Annotated in this window: 19 protein-coding genes; 12 read left to right on the plus strand and 7 right to left on the minus strand. The window is 40.4% G+C overall.

Annotated features, from left to right (window positions below):
* Positions 1–15: 15 nt before the first annotated feature.
* A complete protein-coding gene (locus ACH30E_RS03405) occupies positions 16–3,156 on the minus strand; it encodes an ATP-dependent helicase (protein ID WP_490823651.1) in 3,141 nt (1,046 codons plus the stop codon).
* 261 nt (positions 3,157–3,417) lie between these two features.
* On the opposite strand from ACH30E_RS03405, the gene ACH30E_RS03410 reads away from it, so the two are divergent.
* Complete coding sequence (locus tag ACH30E_RS03410; RefSeq protein WP_490823652.1) at positions 3,418–3,909, plus strand: SRPBCC family protein; 492 nt, start codon at positions 3,418–3,420, stop codon at positions 3,907–3,909.
* Between the two features lie 301 nt (positions 3,910–4,210).
* Here the strand turns inward: ACH30E_RS03410 and ACH30E_RS03415 are convergent, their stop codons facing one another.
* The 3 genes from ACH30E_RS03415 to ACH30E_RS03425 form a co-directional block, all read right to left on the minus strand.
* Entirely contained in the window at positions 4,211–5,692 is a 1,482-nt protein-coding gene (locus ACH30E_RS03415) for a glycoside hydrolase family 10-like protein (protein ID WP_490823653.1), read from the minus strand.
* An 85-nt stretch (positions 5,693–5,777) separates the two neighbouring features.
* Positions 5,778–6,224: a MarR family winged helix-turn-helix transcriptional regulator gene (locus ACH30E_RS03420; RefSeq protein ID WP_294988475.1), complete on the minus strand. Its 447-nt coding sequence runs from the start codon at positions 6,222–6,224 to the stop codon at positions 5,778–5,780.
* A gap of 148 nt (positions 6,225–6,372) precedes the next feature.
* The gene (locus tag ACH30E_RS03425) at positions 6,373–7,404 is read right to left on the minus strand and encodes a radical SAM/SPASM domain-containing protein (protein WP_490823654.1); all 1,032 of its coding nucleotides are present in this window, start codon (positions 7,402–7,404) and stop codon (positions 6,373–6,375) included.
* A 92-nt stretch (positions 7,405–7,496) separates the two neighbouring features.
* On the opposite strand from ACH30E_RS03425, the gene ACH30E_RS03430 reads away from it, so the two are divergent.
* The 11 genes from ACH30E_RS03430 (at position 7,497) to ACH30E_RS03480 (ending at position 18,409) form a co-directional block, all read left to right on the plus strand.
* On the plus strand, positions 7,497–8,288 hold the full coding sequence (locus ACH30E_RS03430) for a glycoside hydrolase family 25 protein (RefSeq protein ID WP_294988468.1): 792 nt from the start codon (positions 7,497–7,499) through the stop codon (positions 8,286–8,288).
* A gap of 60 nt (positions 8,289–8,348) precedes the next feature.
* Positions 8,349–9,062, plus strand: a complete 714-nt coding sequence (locus tag ACH30E_RS03435) for a Crp/Fnr family transcriptional regulator (protein ID WP_294988465.1) — start codon at positions 8,349–8,351, stop codon at positions 9,060–9,062.
* A 24-nt stretch (positions 9,063–9,086) separates the two neighbouring features.
* Positions 9,087–9,671 (plus strand): hemerythrin domain-containing protein, encoded by a 585-nt coding sequence (locus ACH30E_RS03440; protein ID WP_294988462.1) that lies wholly within the window; start codon positions 9,087–9,089, stop codon positions 9,669–9,671.
* Positions 9,664–12,060: a heavy metal translocating P-type ATPase gene (locus ACH30E_RS03445; RefSeq protein WP_294988458.1), complete on the plus strand. Its 2,397-nt coding sequence runs from the start codon at positions 9,664–9,666 to the stop codon at positions 12,058–12,060. The genes ACH30E_RS03440 and ACH30E_RS03445 overlap by 8 nt, the downstream gene beginning before the upstream one ends.
* A 92-nt stretch (positions 12,061–12,152) precedes the next feature.
* Complete coding sequence (gene ccoS, locus ACH30E_RS03450; protein ID WP_294988455.1) at positions 12,153–12,305, plus strand: cbb3-type cytochrome oxidase assembly protein CcoS; 153 nt, start codon at positions 12,153–12,155, stop codon at positions 12,303–12,305.
* A 34-nt stretch (positions 12,306–12,339) separates the two neighbouring features.
* Positions 12,340–14,469 (plus strand): cytochrome-c oxidase, cbb3-type subunit I, encoded by a 2,130-nt coding sequence (gene ccoN / locus ACH30E_RS03455; RefSeq protein ID WP_490823655.1) that lies wholly within the window; start codon positions 12,340–12,342, stop codon positions 14,467–14,469.
* Between the two features lie 11 nt (positions 14,470–14,480).
* The gene (locus ACH30E_RS03460; RefSeq protein WP_294988449.1) at positions 14,481–14,642 is read left to right on the plus strand and encodes a CcoQ/FixQ family Cbb3-type cytochrome c oxidase assembly chaperone; all 162 of its coding nucleotides are present in this window, start codon (positions 14,481–14,483) and stop codon (positions 14,640–14,642) included.
* 25 nt (positions 14,643–14,667) lie between these two features.
* A complete protein-coding gene (locus tag ACH30E_RS03465; RefSeq protein ID WP_490823656.1) occupies positions 14,668–15,831 on the plus strand; it encodes a cbb3-type cytochrome c oxidase N-terminal domain-containing protein in 1,164 nt (387 codons plus the stop codon).
* A gap of 4 nt (positions 15,832–15,835) precedes the next feature.
* Positions 15,836–17,248 (plus strand): cytochrome c oxidase accessory protein CcoG, encoded by a 1,413-nt coding sequence (gene ccoG / locus ACH30E_RS03470; protein WP_490823657.1) that lies wholly within the window; start codon positions 15,836–15,838, stop codon positions 17,246–17,248.
* A gap of 25 nt (positions 17,249–17,273) precedes the next feature.
* A complete protein-coding gene (locus ACH30E_RS03475; protein WP_490823658.1) occupies positions 17,274–17,714 on the plus strand; it encodes a FixH family protein in 441 nt (146 codons plus the stop codon).
* Positions 17,711–18,409 carry a sulfite exporter TauE/SafE family protein gene (locus ACH30E_RS03480; protein ID WP_490823659.1) on the plus strand — a complete coding sequence of 233 codons (699 nt, stop codon included), beginning with the start codon at positions 17,711–17,713 and terminating at the stop codon, positions 18,407–18,409. Before ACH30E_RS03475 ends, ACH30E_RS03480 begins: the two co-directional genes overlap by 4 nt.
* Positions 18,410–18,692: 283 nt before the next feature.
* On the opposite strand, the gene ACH30E_RS03485 is transcribed toward ACH30E_RS03480, so the two are convergent.
* From ACH30E_RS03485 to ACH30E_RS03495, 3 genes are all read right to left on the minus strand, one after another.
* The gene (locus ACH30E_RS03485) at positions 18,693–19,085 is read right to left on the minus strand and encodes a VanZ family protein (RefSeq protein WP_294988434.1); all 393 of its coding nucleotides are present in this window, start codon (positions 19,083–19,085) and stop codon (positions 18,693–18,695) included.
* A gap of 90 nt (positions 19,086–19,175) precedes the next feature.
* Entirely contained in the window at positions 19,176–19,976 is an 801-nt protein-coding gene (locus ACH30E_RS03490) for an anti-sigma factor (protein WP_490823660.1), read from the minus strand.
* Entirely contained in the window at positions 19,973–20,521 is a 549-nt protein-coding gene (locus ACH30E_RS03495) for an RNA polymerase sigma factor (RefSeq protein ID WP_490823661.1), read from the minus strand. Before ACH30E_RS03495 ends, ACH30E_RS03490 begins: the two co-directional genes overlap by 4 nt.
* Positions 20,522–20,536 lie beyond the last annotated feature (15 nt).

Raw genomic sequence — 20,536 nt, forward strand, 5'->3', positions numbered from 1 at the left:
TGCTGAAAAATCATGTTAATCATCACTTTCCTCATCAGGGTCGTGTAAAACAACGGCTATTTCATTGGTTTTTACAAAGGAGCACCAGCGACAGTCTTGTTTACCGCATCCTGTATAAAAATCTCTTTCCTGTATTTTGCCCCATACTTTTTCTATCTGTTGTGTTACGGTTGTGATATCCTCAGGTGTTATCACACGCTTCTCTTTCAGGTATCCTTTCTTTTTATCGGGCTCAATAAAGTCGAATTCTGCGCTAATAGCCTGCCAATTTTTAGAAGGGTAATTGTCGACCAGTATTTTATAAAAAACCGCCTGCCGCCAGTAATCGCCACCATCGGGTTCTTTTTCACTGGGTGGGTTTAATTTTTTAATTCCTCTTTCAGCATCTCCGGTTTTATAATCTACCACATTAACCTGCTTGCCATCAAACTCAAGTTTATCCAGCTTTCCTTTTAATGGAATTCCTTTTACGGTTACGTTTCGGATATTGGTTTCAATTGCTACAACTTTATTCCATTGATTCACGTACCGGTTATAATACTCCGGTAATACCTGGTCTCCCTGTTCCATTCTTCGCTCAAACTGCTCTTTGGTGAAGTTTTCGCGATGACGGTTCATATACCACCTGAAATCTGTCAGAAATTCCTGAATATCAGGAAACACTTGCTCTCTTTGCTGCATTTTTTGGAACAACAACTGCAATGCATGGTGTACGGCCGAACCAAATTCAGTGGCTTCTGATTTTCCTGAAGGAACGCGCACGAGGTTATTAAAATAAAACTGGAGCGGGCATTTCAGGTAATTATTGAGTGCCGTTACATTCATCACAAATTTTTCGAGGATATGTGAAATAAAGTCTGCCTCAATTTTTTCTATTTCAGGCTTTTGTTCCTGACTGAAAGAAAGTGCCGCAAATGTTGCGATGGTATTTTCGTCGAGTGAAATAGCAGTAAAAGGTAACTGATGCTCTTCTCTTATTTCTGCAACAAACATAGAAGGCTCAATTTCTTTTCCATCTTTATTTGCTTTTGCATAAGATACGTTCAACTGAAGCGCAGCCCTTGTTAAGGCTACATAAAACAATCTCCTTAACTCTTCCTCCTCACTATGTACCGGTTGCGATGAAAAGATGGTATCTGGCATACTATAACCGCCACCTGGTTTTCTTTTCTTCTCCCAGTTCGATGCATTACAACCTGCAATAAATACATATTCGTATTCCAGTCCTTTTGAACCATGTGCCGTTAAAAGATTAACTGCCTGATCATTTCCCCCAACCCTTACCAGCGGTAGGGAAAGACCTTCTTTTTCCATCAGGTCGAAAATGTTGATGAGTTGCTGAAGACTCAGTTGCGGGTTGCGGTGCGTTTCTTCTTTAATAAAGTCGAATAAACCAGTTAGCAACTGCAATAACCAGTGTTTATCCGGACTTTGCATGATATATGACAACACGCCGGCATGCCGGATCAGGTTTTCGAAAAGTTGCTGGAGCGTTACATTGGGTACGTCTTCAATAAGTTTTTCAAAGGCAGACTGCGCTTTTCTTAAACCTGGGATTTCTTTGCTGAATAAATCAGGCAAAGGGCCATCCAATTTTTCAGCAATCAGTTGCCTGAGCGAAACTTTTCTTTCTCCAAACCTTCTGTCAGCTACTTCAGCACTTAATTTGGCGATTTCAATCGGAGGTATGGAGAACCATTTATAATGTAGCAGCTCAAATAGTATTTCATCGCCACCAAAAGAAATATCGTGCTCGGCAGCCAGGTATCTTAAAGCCTGAATAAGTTGTTTGCCTAATGGCTCTGCGAGAATATTTACATTCCGCTTACTATAAACCGGTATTTGTTTTAACTGAAAATAACGGGCAAGTTCTTCTCCGTATTTATTCTCCCGATAGATTACACAAATATGCCCGGGTTGCACTCCTTTACTGATCAGTTCCTCAACCTGCAGGGTAATATGAATCATTTCCTGTTTTGGATTTTCGTATTCAAAAACCCTGGGCTGATCTTTTATTTCTTTTAGTGCCGTATTGGATGCAATAAGCTCCTTGTTTAATCCATCAAGTTTTTTTACCAGTCGCTCATTGTTTCTCTCAATAAGTGATTTGGCAATATCTAAAATCGGTTGGGTAGATCTGTAATTATTAGTTAAGATAACCGTATGAAGTGATTTGCTGAATTGCTGGGCAAACGCTTCCATATTCTCAACGTTCGCACCCTGGAATCTATAAATACTCTGATCATCGTCACCAACCACAAATACATTCGGAACCTCCCAATAATTAATAAGGAGTTTAATCAATGCATTTTGTGTTCCGCTTGTATCCTGAAATTCATCTACCAATACGTACTGGTATTGTTCCTGGTAACGAGCAAGTAAGGTTGGATTATTATTGAATGCATCAATTACCCAGTTAATCATATCATCAAAGTCGTACCGGTTCTTTTTACGCATCAATTGCTGAAAGCGATTGAACTCTTCCACTGCTGCACGCAGCTTTTCCATTTTTTCGGTTTCTTCTGCAATCTTATGTTGCTTAAGATCTCCTTTTTTATTGGCGCCACTTGTTCGCTGGTAAATAAAAGCAGGTCTGTTGGGTAAATCAGCGAGGTAAGTATCAATACATGATTGAATATAGGGTGCTGTCCAACCTTCTCTTTTCATAGTACTGAAAAGCTGTTGCAGGTTGTTAATTTCATAATACACATCACCCCTGTATCTTTTCAAAGGATGGTTCTTGGGGAAACTATCGATTAATTCTTTGAACAGACTTATCCTTTCCAGGTCTGAAATAGGGTCAAGTGCAGTTTTTTCAAATAAGGATAGATTATCCTGAATGATATCATTACAAAACGCGTGGAAAGTGCAGATATTTACTTTATAGGCATCGGGTCCAATAAAACTGAGCAGGCGTTTACGCATGGCTACCACTCCTGCGTCTGTATAAGTGAGGCAGAGAATATTTTCGGGTTGTGTATCTGTTTCTAATCGAAGTTTACCAATCCTTGCACCTAATATCTGGGTTTTGCCCGTGCCGGGGCCGGCAATAACCATCACAGGCCCTTCGAGGGTATCAACTGCTTTTTGCTGTTGTTCATTCAGTCCTTCATAAACTTTTTTAAACTGTGCCAGTTGCTGTTCACGCGATATCATGCAATAAAGATAGTTTAAAGAGAAGAATGGAGATAGGGCTTATAGCTTATGGTATATGGTCCATATTGCCATTGCAGGCCGGGTAAAACTGGCTTCAAGCTACAAGCCGCAAGCTGCAAGCCTAAAAATAGCACCAATCTAGGCTAGCAGCTAGAGGCTAGTAGCTTGCAGCCAAGAGACAGTCAATGCTATTTTATTTGCGCTTGCCTACATGGAGCTAAACCTTTTGGTACGTTAGCTGTTATTAACCGAAACAGACCCATGTCGAGAGTATATTCATTAAAAACAATTCAGCAAATACCTGTTTCATTAGAACAGGCCTGGGATTTTTTCAGCAGGCCAGAGAACCTGAAAGAAATTACACCTGCAAACCTTGGTTTTAATATCATTAGCAAGCACCATGGAAATACGATGTATCAGGGACAGGTTATTGAATACAAAGTGAAACCCATTCTTGGTATACCCTTATATTGGATGACCGAAATAACCCATGTAGTAAATCAGCAGTTTTTTGTGGACGAACAACGTTTCGGACCTTATAGCTTATGGCACCATCAACATCACTTTAGAGCCATTGAGGGAGGGGTTGAAATGACCGATATCATTCATTATAAACTTCCACTTTGGATACTTGGAGATATAGCCAATACCCTGTTTGTACGCCGCCAGCTTCAACAAATATTTGAATACCGCTTTACCGCAGTAGAAGAACGTTTTGGGAAATGGCATGGCAGCGGGGAGAATAGACTATAGTTGGCGTTCCTATACGGTAGGATGCTCCTAAAATCAAAAGTCAAAATTCAAAGATCAAAGATCAAGACAGGTATTTCTTCGAATCATGGTCGTGTTTTCTTCGGTAATCCTTCGGTACTTCCCGAAGCCGCTTCGAGAGTTCTCGAAGGATTACCGAAGGATGTCCGAAGAAACCCCGAAGAAACCCCCTGTTTTCCCGAAGAACTCCCGAAGAAAGCCTTGTCCGTATCAGGCGGCTTAATTACCAGCATAACCCCCAAAATCAAAAAATCAAAGATCAAAGATCAAAAATACCCTCTTTCTAGTTGAGCAACCTGAGCGGACTTACATTGTTGTCTGTGTCAACTGAGGCTATGAGTATCTTTTTCCCTTTGGCTTCAGCGTGTTTATTGATATCTACTGTGGCTGTTTTATCGCCGACAATGAATTCAATGAGTTGACTATTGCCAAAATCAGGTTCTCCTTTACTATCGTTCATAAATACAGCAAAACCTTTGATTCTTTCCTCGCCCTTATATACCAGTCGGTAGGTATGTTCGTTGATTTTTTCAACGAGTGGTTGTGGTGGGGTGGTATTATCTAACCAAAACATAGGTGGTACAAGGGCGGGATAGCGATAATAGTTTTGTTGTAAACTATCGTTCCAGCCGTTGGGGTTGCGGTTGAAGACATTGCTGTTGTAATAAATACTACCCTGTGTGTTTTCGTAGCCGCGAAGGGCTTTTATCTGTGCAGGAATTTCATCCCTGTTTTTCCAGGCTGTGTTGGAGCCGGCGCGGTAAATGCCGTGACCAATGTACAAATGACGGGCATAACTATGTTCATTCCACCAACGTAATAAAATATCATAGCTGGCTAATGGGTGCCCTCTTTCCCAATATAACTGTGGCGCTATATAATCAATCCAGCCATTCTGCAGCCAGAGTAATACATCAGCATAAAGTTCATCGTAGTTGGTTGGTCCTGATCTTGTTTCACTACCCATGGGGTCCTGACTTTTGTTTCTCCAGACACCGAAAGGACTAATACCGAATTTTACTTTTGGATTTGCTTTGCGGATGGTTTGTTGTAAGAGAACGATGATACTATCACAATTGCTTCTTCTCCATTCATCTTTTTCCATCCCCTTCCCATATTTTACATAGGTAGCCTGATCAGGAAATTCACGACCTGGGATTTTGTATGGATAGAAATAGTCGTCCATGTGTATGGCATCGATCTTATACCTGCTAACAAGATCTTTCACCACTTCTGCCACATGTTTACGAACTTCTGTTAATCCGGGATTGAAATATTTTTTGTCGCCATAAGTTACAAACCATTCAGGGTGTTGTTTGGTAACATGATTAGGTGCAACAGAAGATCGGATAATGTTAAACACAGCCCTGTATGGGTTCAGCCAGGCATGAAATTCCATACCACGTTTATGTGTTTCTGCGATCATGAAAGCGAGTGGATCGTAATACGGATTTGGGGGCAGTCCTTGTTTACCGGTAAGGTATTCACTCCAGGGTTCAAGTGTAGAAGGGTAGAAGGCATCGGCAGATGGACGAACCTGCACTATCAGGGCATTCATGCCATTGCGGCGGTGCATTTCAACTAATTGTATAAACTCGGCTTGTTGGTCAGCAACTGAAAGTGTTCTTTTGCTGGGCCAATCAATATTTTCAACAGTGGCTACCCATGCGGCCCTGAATTCGTAGTTAGGCGAATATTGTGCAATACCACTAAGAGGCTTTACAGACAATACAATAAACAGCAAAAGGAGTTGAAACCATTTCATGTTTCAAAGATAAAGCCACCCATAAGGTAAATAAGGCACTGTGGATGAAAACGAGTAGAATGTATAGAAATTAACAATTAGGCAGTTAATCACGCATTTTATCAAGTAATTTATTCAAGGTGCTGGCTTCTGTTTCTGACAAGCCCTGTAATAACTGGTCTATTTCTGAGTTGCGTTTATCGAGTTTATCGAGAAGGGTAAGTCCTTTTTTAGAAATACTCACATCAACCAGTCTTTTATCAGCCGAGCAGACTTTTTTCTCTACCAGTCCTTTTTTTAACAGGCGTTCTACAATACGGCTGGTATCACTCATTTTATCGAGCATGCGGGCACGTATTTGTAATGTACTCAATGGTTGATGGCTTCCTCTCAAAATACGGAGTATGTTGTATTGTTGCGGGGTGATATCATCCGGATCGAGCATGGTTTTGATCTTCTCATTCAACCAGTTGGCAGAATAAATGATATTCACAGAAGCCTTCTGGTACTCATTCCTGAAATGCTGTTGTTGTATATCTTTTTCAATACCCATAGTTGTAAATGTAGGAAAAATTAAGAAGGTCTGTGAATGGTCAATGGTGAATTGTGAATTGCATTGCTTAATGAACCGAAATAGTTATGAAAATAGCATTGACCATTCACCATTGACAATTCACCATTGACAATTCACGATTCACTTATTAATCCTGCCACACACTAAGTCCTTCACTGCAATTAGCGCAGATATCTATATTTTTTCTACTGGTCATTAGTTCGCTCCTGAATTGCCGGTAATTATCGTTATACCAGATTTGCTTAAAACTTTGTGTTTTAAGATTCCCCAGTTGATGCATGGCATCTTTATCGAAGCAGCAGGGTACTACCAGACCATCCCATGTAATTACATTAGCATGCCAGAGTTTCCAGCATCGGTTGGTTAATCCGCTTTTTACCTGCATATTTCCGTTTTTGTCTTTTTTATAACGGCTGTATTTATTGTTAACCGGAATCAGGTTATGCGGATCATTTTCATAATCATATACCTGGGCTGTTTTAAAACGAACCTGGTCTACCCCAATTTCAGCACCCAGTTCTTTAACGGCCTGTATTTGATGCTCATTTGGTTTTACTACCAGAAACTGGAAAAAGATAAAAGGCGTTTTACTATTCAGTTCTTTTTTCCACTTCACTATATTTCGCGCACCTTCCAGCACTTTATCCAGTTTACCACCTACCCGGTACTGCTGGTATACATCCTGCGTAGTTCCATCAATGGATATGATTAATCTGTCCAAACCACTCTCCACTGTTTTCCTGGCTTTTTCATCGGTCAGGTAATGTGCATTGGTTGAAGTGGCTGTGTAAATGCCTTTATCAGCAGCATATTTCACCATATCGAGGAAATCTGGGTTCAGATAAGGTTCTCCCTGAAAATAAAAGATCAGGTATAGCAGGTGCTGATGAATATCGTCGATGGTTTCTTTAAAAAAATCCTTCTGTAGCATTCCCGTCGGCCTGCTAAACGCACGCAGTCCACTAGGGCACTCGGGGCATCTTAGATTACAGGAAGTGGTAGGTTCAAATGAAATAGAAATAGGTAAGCCCCATTGTATTGGCTTCTTGCTGAATTTACTGAGCTGGTAACTGCTGTAAACTTTAATACTGTTCCAAATACGCTTAGCTGTTAGCTTGCTGAGAAAATTTACGCTGTCATTCCAATTAAAATAAGCCATCGGTGTAAAATTACTAAAAAGGTGCAAATACTGTTTTGCTTAATCAACTCGGATAGTTAAGGAATACTTATTTAACCGATTTTTGTACGGCTATGGCAAGGAAAAATACCCGTAGACTGAACAGGGAGCAAAAATTATGGTTGGTATTACTGATAGGGGGCTTTGCGCTTATATTATATTTTACCCTGCTGCATAAATGGGAAGAACAAAGGGAGCGAACGCTTGAAGCCGTTCGTTATGAAGCATTTGGTGTTCCACTACCCCCGGGTTTTCAAATTCATGGCATCGATGTAAGTGTCCATCAAGGCCCTGTACACTGGCCTTCAGTATATGGAATGAAGGAGCAGCAAACACGTATGGGTTTTGTTTTTATAAAAGCTACGGAAGGGTTGAATGATACAGACAAGCGGTTTCATAAAAACTGGGATGATGCAAAAGAGGCTGGAATGGTTCGGGGAGCTTATCATTTCTTCTTAGCCACCAAAAGCGGTAAAAAACAAGCTTTGCAATTTATTCGTCAGGTTCACCTTCGAAAAGGCGATTTGCCACCTGTTGTAGATATCGAAAAACTATATGGCGTAAAACCTGCTTTGATGCGTGAAAGATTGAAGGAATGGTTGAAAGAAATCGAGGCTTATTATCGCGTTAAGCCAATGATCTACACTTATGCCGACTTTTATGAACGTTACCTCGGTAAAGAGTTTAATGAATATCCTCTTTGGGTGGCACATTATTTTCAGCCGGAAAAACCACGTATTAATCGTTCCTGGCATTTTTGGCAACATAGTGAACAAGGTACCATCAATGGAATAAGGTCGAAAATAGACTGTAACGTGTTTAATGGCGACTCATCAGCGTTTCAAAAGCTGCTTTTGAACTGGTGATTTCAATTTTTTTTAATATTATCAATAGTCAATAAGTTATATTTTTGTACCTTAATAACCATGATGCATACCGACCACGATTCTTCCACCTGTCAAACTTGCGCCCAGCGGTTTAAGTCTATCTTTTGTAAGGCCAGGGAAGAGTACGTAACAACCATTAATGAGCAGAAAATCTGTAATACCTATAAAAAGGGGCAGGTATTGTTTCATGAAGGATCTTATCCTTTCGGGGTTTATTGCATCAACGATGGCAAAATTAAGCTTTCACACCAGGGCGATGATGGTAAGGAGCAGATTGTGCGCTTACTGAACTCCGGTGATGTGCTCGGGTACAGGGCTTTGCTCAGTGGCGACAGATATGGCGCTTCTGCGGTGGCACTGGAGGATACCAAGGTGTGTTTTATTCCTAAAGAAATATTTGTAACCGCACTCAAAAACGACACAGGTCTTGCTTTTGAGATGATGAAATTATTGAGTGACGAATTACATAAAACAGAAGTTAAACTTACTCACCTCGCTCAAAAACCCATCCGGGAAAGATTAGCCGAAACACTTTTATTTATCAAAGAAACCTATGGCTTTGAAGCAGATGGCACAACACTCAATGTGCGCTTGTCTCGCGAAGAAATAGCCAATTTAGTCGGCACCGCTACAGAATCTACCATTCGCCTGCTGTCTGATTTTAAGAAAGATGGTATGGTTGAACTGGATGGCAAGAAAATAAAAATCCTCAAACACCAATTATTGGTTCAGACGGCGAACCTGCAAGACTAAACATGATAAAAATCATGTTTTGGCTTGAGTAGTATCATAGTTGAGCTTTTGCGGCACAACTACCTTGCAACAAATAAATTCATCATGTTGTTGCAGGCCGGTAGCCAGTTATCTCAGGGGAAGGAAACATTGGGAGAAATTTGTCAAATTATCCCAGCTACTTACCATGCCCCTATTCTGGCATCCTGTGCCAACATACGTAGCTACCTTGATAAACATGCATCTATCGATGAGTTGCCAGCACCTGTTTCAGAAATAGTGCAACTCGTTTTTCAAAAAATTGAAGACGAATTAACCCACACATTCAAAAAGGAAACAGGGATCATTTTTCCTTTTATTCAGCAACAAATTAGTAAAGACAAAATTACTATTCAACCTAAAGTGGTTGAAACAATGCTGCATACACATGAATTGCTGATTGAATTACTGCAAAAAATGCGTCAACTGATGCATCATTATATCACACACCCCAGTTGGTCACAAAGCTTAAAATCTTGTGTGAATGAAATGTTTCAGATGGAAACTGATGTATTACGCTGGATTCATTTTGAGCAAAGCAGTTTATATCCAAGACTAACCAATCAACGCACAACAACGGATCATGCATAAAGGAAGTCATATTCATACAGAAACCCTCTGTTACCATTGTGGTGAAACCTGCAAAGACACAGATATACAGGCGCACGACAAACACTTTTGTTGTGAGGGCTGCAAAATGGTTTATGAGATATTGAACGAACATGAAATGTGCACCTATTACGACCTGAATAAAAACCCGGGTCAGTCGCAAAAAATCATTGTTCGTGCCGACAAATTTGCATTCCTGGAAGATGTAGCGATTCAACAGTCGCTGATTAGTTACAGAGATACTAATCAAACACATGTAAATTTCTATCTGCCCCAAATGCATTGCAGCAGTTGCTTATGGCTGCTTGAGCAATTATACAGATTGAATAAGGGAGTGGTTAGTTGCAAAGTGAATTTTGAAAGAAAAGAAGCTGATATTGTTTTCAACCATAACCTCATCAGTTTAAGACAATTAGCCGAACTGCTTACGGGCATCGGCTATGAGCCCTATATCAGCTATAACGATCTTGGAAAAAAGAAACCGGTAACCGACAGAAAAAAAATATTCCGGTTAGGCGTGGCCGGATTTTGTTTTGCCAACATCATGCTTATGAGTTTTCCTGAATACCTTGGTATTGATGAAAAAGAAGGGCAGTTACTGATTTTCTTCCGTTACCTTAATCTTATACTAAGCTTGCCGGTTTTCTTTTATAGTGCAGGTGAATTTTATACCAGTGCCTGGAATGCACTCAAACAGAAATTTCTTAATATAGATGCCCCAATTGTTTTGGCTATCTGGGTAACATTTGCCCGCAGTTTATACGAAGTAATTACAGGCACCGGAAGTGGTTATTTTGATTCAATGACCGGTATCGTTTTCTTCATGCTTGCCGGCAGGGTATTGCAAGACAGAACACATCGTCAACTCAATTTCGATCGCGACTACACTTCTTATTTTCCGGTGGCAGTTACCAGGATTAAAGACGAAGAATCAGTAACAGTTACACTTCCGGATATTAAATTGAATGATACTTTACTCATTCACCACCAGGAATTGATACCCGCAGATGGCATTATTACCCGGGGAAGGGCCTTGATTGATTATAGTTTTGTAACGGGTGAAACACTGCCTGTATCCAAAGAAATGGGAGAAATTGTATATGCAGGAGGTAAACAGGTGGGTGGTAATATAGAAGTGCTGGTGATAAAAGAAGTGGCGCAAAGTTACCTGACCCGTTTATGGAACAAAGATGTGTTCAAAACAGAAGCGAATAATGAAAATTCATTTGTTCATGAACTGAGCCGTTGGTTTACCTGGGTAGTATTTGGCGTAGCATTAGCGGCAGGTATATATTGGTTCTGGCAAGATGCCAGCAGAAGCTGGAATGCTGTAACAGCAGTTTTAATTATTGCTTGTCCATGTGCCCTTTTGTTAAGCAATACTTTTACTAATGGAAATATCCTGCGGATACTTTCACGTAATCATTTTTATTTAAGACATGCTACTGTAATCGAAAAACTGGCATCAATCGATACTATTGTATTTGATAAAACCGGCACCCTTACTGCCGGTACAGAAATGGAAGTTGTGTATGACGGTAAGCCAATCGATGCAACAATACGCAAAAAAGTAGCCACCCTGGCTGCGCAGTCTACCCACCCGCTAAGTAAAGGCATTGCCGCCTGGGCAGGCAAACCACTTAAAGAACCATTCCTCGCATTTGAAGAGTTTCCTGGAAAGGGCATTGAAGGAATGGTTGATGGCGATCTGGTAGCGCTTGGCTCAGCACTTTTTATTACTGGTAAAACACAAAATGATGAAAGCTCTGTTGTGTATTTATCTGTAGAAGGTAAGTTACTGGGGCGTTTCAGGTTCAGGAACCACTATCGACAGTCTGTGCCCATGTTGTTGAGACAACTTCAATCAAAATTTCATATAGCAGTGGTGAGTGGAGATAATGATGGTGAATTGCCTTATCTGCGTAAGTTATTAGGGCAACGGTCTGAACTGTATTTTAACCAGCAGCCGGAAGACAAGCTTGAAGTATTGAAGAGCATGCAGCAGGATGGTAAACATGTGTTGATGATAGGAGATGGTCTGAATGATTCAGGTGCTTTGAAACAAGCCGATGTAGGTGTGGCTATTACTGATAACAGCAACAACTTTACCCCCGCCAGTGATGCGATTATTGAAGCTGGCAGTTTACCGAAACTGTTTCAATTAATCAACATGTGCAGGTTTAACAGGGTGATTGTTATGTCTGCATTTGTAATATCTATATTATACAATATAGTGGGATTGTTTTTTGCCGTACAGGGTACTTTGTCTCCCATGATTGCTGCTATTTTAATGCCTTGTAGCAGTATCAGTATCCTCTTGATCACATTTGGCTTGAGTAACCTGGCTTCAAAGCGTTTGAAACTGGCGTGACAAAAACATGACTAAAATCATATCCGCTCTTGAGTAATATCATAGGCTGCCGGGAGGGGGAAAAATAATTTTACAGAAATATTTCAGCAGCTATGAGTGTTATCATACTCCTATTAATTGCAAGTATCAGTGTAGCAGGGTTATTCCTTGGTGCATTTATATGGAGCGTAAAATCGGGCCAGTATGATGATGAAGAATCTCCATCTGTAAGAATGCTATTCGATCAACATCCCGATAAAAAATAGTTACTAACCCATCTACTATAAAAAACAACCATTCATGCAATCAGAACAATTTTTTTACGACAACAAAACGGTAAAGCATTTTGCATACGCTACCATACTATGGGGTGTGGTAGGTATGTTGGTTGGGTTGCTTGCAGCGGTACAAATTTATTTGCCTGCCGCAAATTTTAATCTGCCCATCACCACTTTTGGAAGGGTAAGGCCATTGCATACCAATGCAGTGATTTTTGCTTTTGTCGGTAACGGTATTTTTATGGGTGTGTATTATTCATTACAGCGTCTGTGTAAGGCCCGCATGTTTAGTGATACACTCAGCAAAATACATTTCTGGGGCTGGCAACTGATTATTGTAGCTGCGGCTTTGACATTACTGGCAGGGTATACTACCGGTAAAGAATATGCAGAACTTGAATGGCCGATCGATATTGCCATTACCTTAATCTGGGTTGTGTTTGGTATCAATATGTTCGGTACCATTTTAAAACGTCGGGAAAGTCATTTGTATGTAGCCATCTGGTTTTATATAGCTACCTGGGTTACTGTGGCTATGCTGCATATAGTAAACTCGTTTGAGATACCTGTTACTTTTTTAAAGAGTTATAGCTGGTATGCAGGTGTGCAGGATGCATTGGTACAATGGTGGTATGGACACAATGCTGTTGCGTTCTTCCTTACCACTCCTTACCTGGGTATTATGTATTATTTTCTGCCTAAAGCAGCAAACAGACCTGTATACAGTTATCGTCTTTCCATTATTCACTTCTGGGCATTGATTTTTATTTATATCTGGGCAGGCCCGCACCACCTCTTATATACAGCTTTGCCCGATTGGGCCCAGAGTTTGGGAGTGGTATTTAGTGTGATGCTGATTGCACCATCATGGGGTGGTATGTTAAATGGTTTATTTACACTGAGGGGTGCATGGGACAAAGTAAGAGAGGATCCAATTCTTAAATTTATGGTGGTAGCCATTACCTGTTATGGTATGGCCACATTTGAAGGACCAATGCTGAGTCTGAAAAATGTAAATGCTATCTCACACTTTACAGACTGGACCATTGCTCACGTACACGTTGGTGCACTTGGTTGGAATGGCTTCCTCACATTCGGTATACTGTATTGGATTATACCCAAAATTTTCAATACCCCCTTGCATTCAACAAAACTGGCCAGTACGCATTTCTGGATAGGTACCATTGGTATAGTATTGTATGCAATACCAATGTACTGGGCCGGATTTACACAAGCCATGATGTGGAAACAGTTTACTGAGGATGGAACACTTAAGTTTCAGTTCCTGGAAACAGTAACACATATCATTCCGTTGTATGTAGCCAGAAGTATCGGAGGATTATTATACCTCATAGGTGTATTCATCATGGTATATAACCTCGTTAAAACTGTGAAAGCGGGTAAACTGGTTGCAAATGAAGCAGCAGAAGCACCACCATTACCGGCAAAAATTGTTCCGCATGGCAAACAATACTGGCACCGCTGGATTGAAGCAAGACCTATTCAAATGCTGGTATTCAGTTTAGTTGCTGTGGCTATCGGTGGTATACTGGAAATCGTACCAACATTCCTTATCAAGAGCAATGTTCCAACCATTGCTGCTGTTAAACCATATACACCACTTGAATTACACGGACGTGATATATATGTTCGCGAAGGATGTTATACCTGTCATTCACAAATGATTCGCCCATTCCGCGATGAAGTTGCCCGTTACGGTGAATATAGTAAAGCAGGAGAATTTGTATACGATCACCCATTCCAGTGGGGAAGTAAACGCACCGGACCCGATTTAGCGCGTATCGGTGGAAAATATCCGGATAGCTGGCATTATAACCACATGCTGGAACCGCAAAGTATGAGTCCGGGTTCTATTATGCCATCTTATCCATGGTTGCTTGATGATGCAATTGACACTGCAACAACAGGAGCCCGAATAAGGGCAATGCAAACATTGGGTGTTCCTTATGAAAAAGGATACGATCAGATTGCGAATAAAGAACTGATGGCACAAGCAGAAAAAATCAGTAAAAACCTGAAAGCAGATAAAATTGAAACAGGAGCCAATAAAGAGATAGTTGCACTGATTGCATATCTGCAAAGAATCGGAGTTGATATTAAAGGCGAACAAACACTTGCAGCTAAAAAGTAAAACCTACTATCATGAAATTCATTAACTATCTGGAAAAAATCATCGGTGTAGATATCTATGCGCTGAGTTCATTCTCCATCTTCTTTACTTTTTTTCTGCTCATGACTTTATGGGCATGGAAGGCAGATAAAAAAATGATAGAAGAGATCAGTCAATTACCCTTAGACAACTAACCTACTGACCTATAAATAAACCGCAATGCAAAAGCGTAATTTTCAACGGATCAAATTCTTTGGCTTAGGAACAATGGTACTTTTCTGCACCCTGGTTCCTGCAAGCGTGTGGGCCGAAGGTCCGCCAAAACCATCTGCTATGGCTAATCCGCTGGCACAAGTATTGGTAGTAATCATCGCAGTGCTGCTGCTCGCTATTGCCTTATTGGCGCATGTGGTGCTAGGTGCTGCAGAGATGCGCATGAAAGCATACAGGGAAAAGCGCAAAGCAGGAGCGCAGACAAAAGTGCTTTCACTCATCGGTCTATTATTATTCAGTTTTGTAGCTTTTGCCGCTGATGAACCTGTAGCGGCGGCTGCAAGCCAATCTATCAGCGGATTATCACCTACTGCTTTTTATGCATTAGTATCAGTGGTAGGCGTAGAATTACTGGTGCTGTTATGGCTCCTGTATCACCTGAAGAGCTTATTGGCCAAGGAAGTGGAAAAAACAGCGGCTATTGCAGAAGAAAGAAAAGAATCTGCTTTTGCCGCGTGGTGGAACAAAGCCAATCGTTTCAGACCGGTACATGAAGAAGCTAATATAGACCTTGGTCACGATTACGATGGTATCCGTGAACTTGATAACCGTTTACCACCATGGTGGTTATATGGTTTCTATATCTGTATTCTTTTTGCCTGTGTTTACCTATGGCGTTATCATGTAACCCATACAGCACCATCAAGCCTGGAAGAACTGGCAGCCGTTATGCAAAAGGCTGAAATTGAAAAAGAAGCCTACCTCAAAAATGCGGCGAATAATGTAAATGAGAATACAGTTACTTACCTGAGCGATGCCTCCGCGCTGGAAGCCGGTAAAAAAATATTTGTAACTGCCTGCGCTGCTTGTCATTCAGCAGATGGTGGAGGTACTGTTGGTCCAAACCTGGTAGATGATTATTGGTTACATGGAGGAAGTATTTCTGATGTTTTCAAATCAATCAAATACGGATGGCCGGAGAAGGGAATGAAAAGTTGGAAAGATGATTATTCCCCCGCACAGATAGCACAGATAGCCAGTTATATTAAATCAATTAAAGGTACCAAACCCGCAACGCCTAAAGAACCGCAGGGTGAGTTATACCAGGAAGCAGCAGTAGCCGATTCCGCACAACCCGCAACTCCTGTTCTAAAAGCAGGATTGAATTAACGCCATGAGTGAAGTAAAACACAGTAATGTAATAGAAACAGATGCTTTCCGTGACAGGATAGCAACAGTGGATGAATCAGGAAAACGTAAATGGATCTATGCCTACAAACCTAAAGGCAGATTTTATAATTTACGTACGGTACTTAGTGTGTTTTACTTCCTCATTTTTTTTGGATTACCCTTTGTAGAAATCAATGGGCGTCCTTTATTCCAGTTTAATATTCCCGAAGCAAAGTTTATCCTCTTTGGTAAGATCTTCTGGCCACAGGATTTTTTCATCTTTGGCCTAACCATGGTCACTTTTGTTTTCTTCATCATACTTTTTACAGCAGCATTTGGAAGGTTATTTTGTGGCTGGGCCTGTCCACAAACCAATTTCATGGAAATGATGTTCAGGAAAGTAGAGTACCTGGTTTTGGGTGATGCTCCTGCTCAAAAACAATTAAAAGCTGCACCCTGGACAGGCAAGAAAATCGGAAAAGTTGCATTAAAACACCTGCTTTTTTACTTGCTATCTTTCATCATAGCTAATTTCTTTCTAGCTTATATCATTGGCATTAAAGAACTGGAGAAAATTATTACAGAACCCGTAACAGAACACGTAGTTGGGTTTGCATCTATCCTTGTATTCAGTGGGGTGTTTTATGGCGTGTATGCTTTTTTCAGGGAACAGGCCTGTACGGTTGTTTGTCCCTATGGACGCTTACAAAGCGTTTTGCTCGACAAAAACTCTATGATTGTTGCCTACGATTATAAAAGAGGAGAGCCAAGGGGGAATTTTAAAAAACAAGCTACCAGTGATTTTGGAGATTGTATCGATTGCCACCTCTGCGTAAAGGTTTGTCCAACAGGTATAGATATCAGAAACGGCGTTCAAATGGAATGTGTAGGATGTACTGCCTGTATTGATGCCTGTGATCATGTGATGGAAAGCATCCATAAACCTAAAGGGCTAATCAGGTATGCATCTGAGAACAGTATTGCGAAAGGAGAACCACTCAGGTATACGGTTCGAATGAAACTGTACACAGGCTTATGTTTCCTGCTGTTATCGATTCTTTCTGTGATATTGATTACCCGAAAAGATGTGGATGTAACCGTTATACGAACAGCAGGAATGTTATACCAGGAAAGAGGTACAGATAGCTTATCAAACCTTTATAACATTAAACTGATTAATAAAACAACCAAAGATATAGACCTGAAAATTGAATTGGTAGATCAGGAAGGTAAAATTCAAATGGCAGGAAAGCCATTGATCACTATTAAAAATGAAGGTCAGGCAGCAGGTACATTCTTTATTGTTTTACCAAAATCGGCCGTTAAGCAACGTAAAACCATATTGAAACTTGCCTTGTATCAGGGTGAAGAAAAGCTGGCAAGCACTACCACGAATTTTCTTGGGCCAGCCTTATAAATGAATAATCTTTAAATGAGTTTATATGAATTGGGGAAATAAATTAATACTGGTTTTTGTAGGGTTTGCAGCATTGATGGGTACGATGGTTTACAAAGCCATGAATACAAGATTTGAATTAGTGAGTAAAGAGTATTACCAGGATGAATTGCGTTACCAGGATAAAATTGACGGACGTACAAATGCGGCAACCATTGGTGCATTTACTATTCATGAAGATGAACAGTGGCTTGTTCTTCAGTTCCCCCCAGAAATGAAAGCGCAACAAATAAAAGGAGAAGCATGGTTATACTGTAAAACAGACGCAGTAAAAGACCTTCGGTTTCCTTTAACCATTGATGAAGATGGAAGACAGCTACTGGAGCGTAAAAAACTTACAGCTAATAAATACCTGCTCAAATTAAGCTGGGAAGCAGCAGGCAAAAAATACTATCTCGAAAAAGAAATTGAATTGTCTGGCAAATGACAATAGCCATACTGATATCAGCATTATTATTAGGATTGGCCAGTAGCCTGCATTGTATTGGTATGTGCGGGCCGCTCGTTTTAAGTGTACCTGTTCAACACTTACCCGCACTCAAAAAAATAGCCGGTATATTAATTTATCAGTTGGGAAGAATCAGCACCTATACCATTTTGGGTGGATTGGCGGGTATCATTGGGTACCGGATTGGTGTAGCCGGATGGCAGCAGACATTTTCTATTATTGCCGGAGGTGCTATACTCTTATTTCTGTTGAGTAGGGTTTTCATCAAACAAACAAAAGCCTGGGCACCCTTTCAGCAAAAAATCCGCAAACTTATTGGCTGGTCTATGCACCAGCATGGCTTTAGTGGTATGTGGCTAATGGGAGCGGCGAATGGGTTATTACCATGCGGAATGGTTTATATAGCCATAGGAGGTGCTATTGCAACAGGATCAATTTTAAATGCATCTTTATTTATGCTGGTTTTTGGTTTGGGAACACTGCCAGCGCTCTTCTCTCTGGCATTCTGGGGTGTACAATTAAGCTGGCAAAGTCGCAAAACAATGCGCAAATTGGTACCCTATGTAATTGGATTTACAGCCATTTTATTGATAATCAGAGGCTTGAATTTGAATATCCCCTATCTCAGCCCCTATACCTCCGACCGTAGTGCAAATACGGTATCCTGTCATTAATCCTTTAACAAATCATTGTTAAACCATTGACATTTATTTCTGTCTTTAATATAGAACTTTGCATTAGGCAACAGTAGCTAAAGAACAGGTATCTGTAAATAAATAAGCGCAGTATTTGTTTTGAAATCATTAACAAATCGGCTTCATCTTTTGGCACTGAATTTGCGTAAGTAATAAATATAAGCAAGTAGTCAATTTTCTCATAAGCAGTTAGTTTTGGTTGCGTCCCCCGTTTCTACGGGGGACAATCTTTTTTAGTACCTGCCTGATCGGATGAGAACTTTTAATCTAATTTTTTACGTAGGAAAATAGTTTGAGAAAGTGCCAGTGCACCTAGTGCCCCAACGGTATCCGCTAAAATATCTGCTTCTTCAAAAGAGCGATTTACAATTAATTCGCGTTGTACAAATTCCATCCCGGTTCCATAAGCTACAGATAGTACACTTACGGTCCAGAACCATTTTTGTCTGCCGCTATTTTGAAGTGTACTTTTCCACGCGGGAAGGTGAAATAAAAAACAGAGTATACCAAACATGCCAATATGAACCAGCTTATCGAACTGAGGTATATTTCTGAACCACCAACTTCCCATAAGTCCATTGCTTCCGGGTAGACATAATAAAATAATGGTTATGATCAGGAAAATAAAAGCCGGAATAAAATGCAATAATTTCAAAATGAAAAGTATTAGGTGAATAAGTGCAGTTACAAAAATACCTTTCTGTATGATCTTATTTGTTGTGAGAAGGTTAATCTGTTGCCAGATTTAACCATTAACATTTCCAATAACCTGTAATTGCTGGAGATTTGGGGTAGGACTGCCGCCTCTTTTTTCTAAAGTAATGGCAAAGGCGGAGGCATTGCTGATGTTTTTCATTTTACACAAGCCGGTGCAGGCGTCTATTAGTCCTGCATCAACAGGTTTGCCATCTACAATTGCCCAAAGCTGGTATTGTGTGGTTTCAGTTACCTGAGGTAAACGGTTGGCCAATAGATATACATCATTATTTTTCTTATCCCAGAAAACTGTAGCCAGTTTGTTTTCTTCCGATTTAATGCCTGGCATAGAAACCTTGGTAAAAGCAGGGTCGCTCATAATTTGTATGCCATTGTATAAGTCAAGGCCTTTGGCTTGTAAAGCGTCATTTTTTGCAATCAGGCTCGATTGTTCAATTAGTAGTGCCTGGTATTGTGTGGATGCCTGGCGGAACTGTTTATAGAAATATACATTGCTGGCGGCACTTATAACCAACAGAATAATTGCAGCTACGGCAGTATAACGCAACAAGCCATTATTAGCAACCTGCATCGTAACAATTTTTGCCTCATCGTTACTCTCGAATTCATTTTCAAGTTTGGCGAACAGGGCTTGTTTAACTGCAGGATCAGGCTGTATAGCATTAGAAAGGGCCTGTTGTTCAAGCGATAGCTCAAATGCTTCAATGGCAGCAGCAATTTCCGGATACTGTTGTTTCAACAGCTCCAGTTCTGCACGCTCCTGATCATCGGCCATGCCCAACACATAACTTTCGATTATGCCACTTTCTATGTAAGCCTGTATATTCATTTATTGGGTTGCATAATAGTTCTAAGCTGAATTAATGCCGTTCTAAGCCTGGTTTTTACAGTGCCCAGCGGAATATTCATCATTTTTGAAATTTCATCCTGGGTGAATCCCTGAAAGTAAGACAGGTCTATCAGCACACGATGATCTTCCTTTAACTGGTAAACCAGTTTTTTCAATCCAATCTGGTCGGTTTGTATTTCAGATGTACCTACTGAAACATATACGCTTTCAGTTAATTCACGGTTTTTCTGGCTATTTTGAAAGCCCTTACTTCGTACAGTATCAATGGCCGTATTCCGTGCAATATTCAGCATCCAGGTAAATAACCTGCCTTTGGTACTATCATAAGTATCAATTTGTCGCCAGATTTTTACAAATACATCCTGTAAAACATCGTTCGACAGTTCCTGATCCTTAACAATATTATAGATAATGGATAAAAGAGCCCCCGAATAATTATCATACAGATAATTATATACCTGCTGCCCACGTTGTTGCAGCAGGTATATAAGTTCAGATTCACTGTATTTTTTGGATACTTCCAAAAGCGGTTAATGTGT

The organism is Sediminibacterium sp. FW305-C-61 (assembly GCF_058231065.1).

Excerpts from the sequence above, each read along its gene's own strand:
- ACH30E_RS03435 (WP_294988465.1), top strand. The coding sequence starts at position 8,349 with ATGATGCATACCGACCACGATTCTTCCACCTGTCAAACTTGCGCCCAG.
- ACH30E_RS03465 (WP_490823656.1), top strand. The coding sequence starts at position 14,668 with ATGCAAAAGCGTAATTTTCAACGGATCAAATTCTTTGGCTTAGGAACA.
- ACH30E_RS03410 (WP_490823652.1), top strand. The coding sequence starts at position 3,418 with ATGTCGAGAGTATATTCATTAAAAACAATTCAGCAAATACCTGTTTCA.
- ccoG (WP_490823657.1), top strand. The coding sequence starts at position 15,836 with ATGAGTGAAGTAAAACACAGTAATGTAATAGAAACAGATGCTTTCCGT.
- ccoN (WP_490823655.1), top strand. The coding sequence starts at position 12,340 with ATGCAATCAGAACAATTTTTTTACGACAACAAAACGGTAAAGCATTTT.
- ACH30E_RS03405 (WP_490823651.1), bottom strand. The coding sequence starts at position 3,156 with ATGATATCGCGTGAACAGCAACTGGCACAGTTTAAAAAAGTTTATGAA.
- ACH30E_RS03475 (WP_490823658.1), top strand. The coding sequence starts at position 17,274 with ATGAATTGGGGAAATAAATTAATACTGGTTTTTGTAGGGTTTGCAGCA.
- ACH30E_RS03490 (WP_490823660.1), bottom strand. The coding sequence starts at position 19,976 with ATGAATATACAGGCTTACATAGAAAGTGGCATAATCGAAAGTTATGTG.
- ACH30E_RS03445 (WP_294988458.1), top strand. The coding sequence starts at position 9,664 with ATGCATAAAGGAAGTCATATTCATACAGAAACCCTCTGTTACCATTGT.
- ACH30E_RS03425 (WP_490823654.1), bottom strand. The coding sequence starts at position 7,404 with ATGGCTTATTTTAATTGGAATGACAGCGTAAATTTTCTCAGCAAGCTA.
- ACH30E_RS03480 (WP_490823659.1), top strand. The coding sequence starts at position 17,711 with ATGACAATAGCCATACTGATATCAGCATTATTATTAGGATTGGCCAGT.
- ACH30E_RS03460 (WP_294988449.1), top strand. The coding sequence starts at position 14,481 with ATGAAATTCATTAACTATCTGGAAAAAATCATCGGTGTAGATATCTAT.
- ACH30E_RS03420 (WP_294988475.1), bottom strand. The coding sequence starts at position 6,224 with ATGGGTATTGAAAAAGATATACAACAACAGCATTTCAGGAATGAGTAC.
- ACH30E_RS03430 (WP_294988468.1), top strand. The coding sequence starts at position 7,497 with ATGGCAAGGAAAAATACCCGTAGACTGAACAGGGAGCAAAAATTATGG.
- ccoS (WP_294988455.1), top strand. The coding sequence starts at position 12,153 with ATGAGTGTTATCATACTCCTATTAATTGCAAGTATCAGTGTAGCAGGG.
- ACH30E_RS03415 (WP_490823653.1), bottom strand. The coding sequence starts at position 5,692 with ATGAAATGGTTTCAACTCCTTTTGCTGTTTATTGTATTGTCTGTAAAG.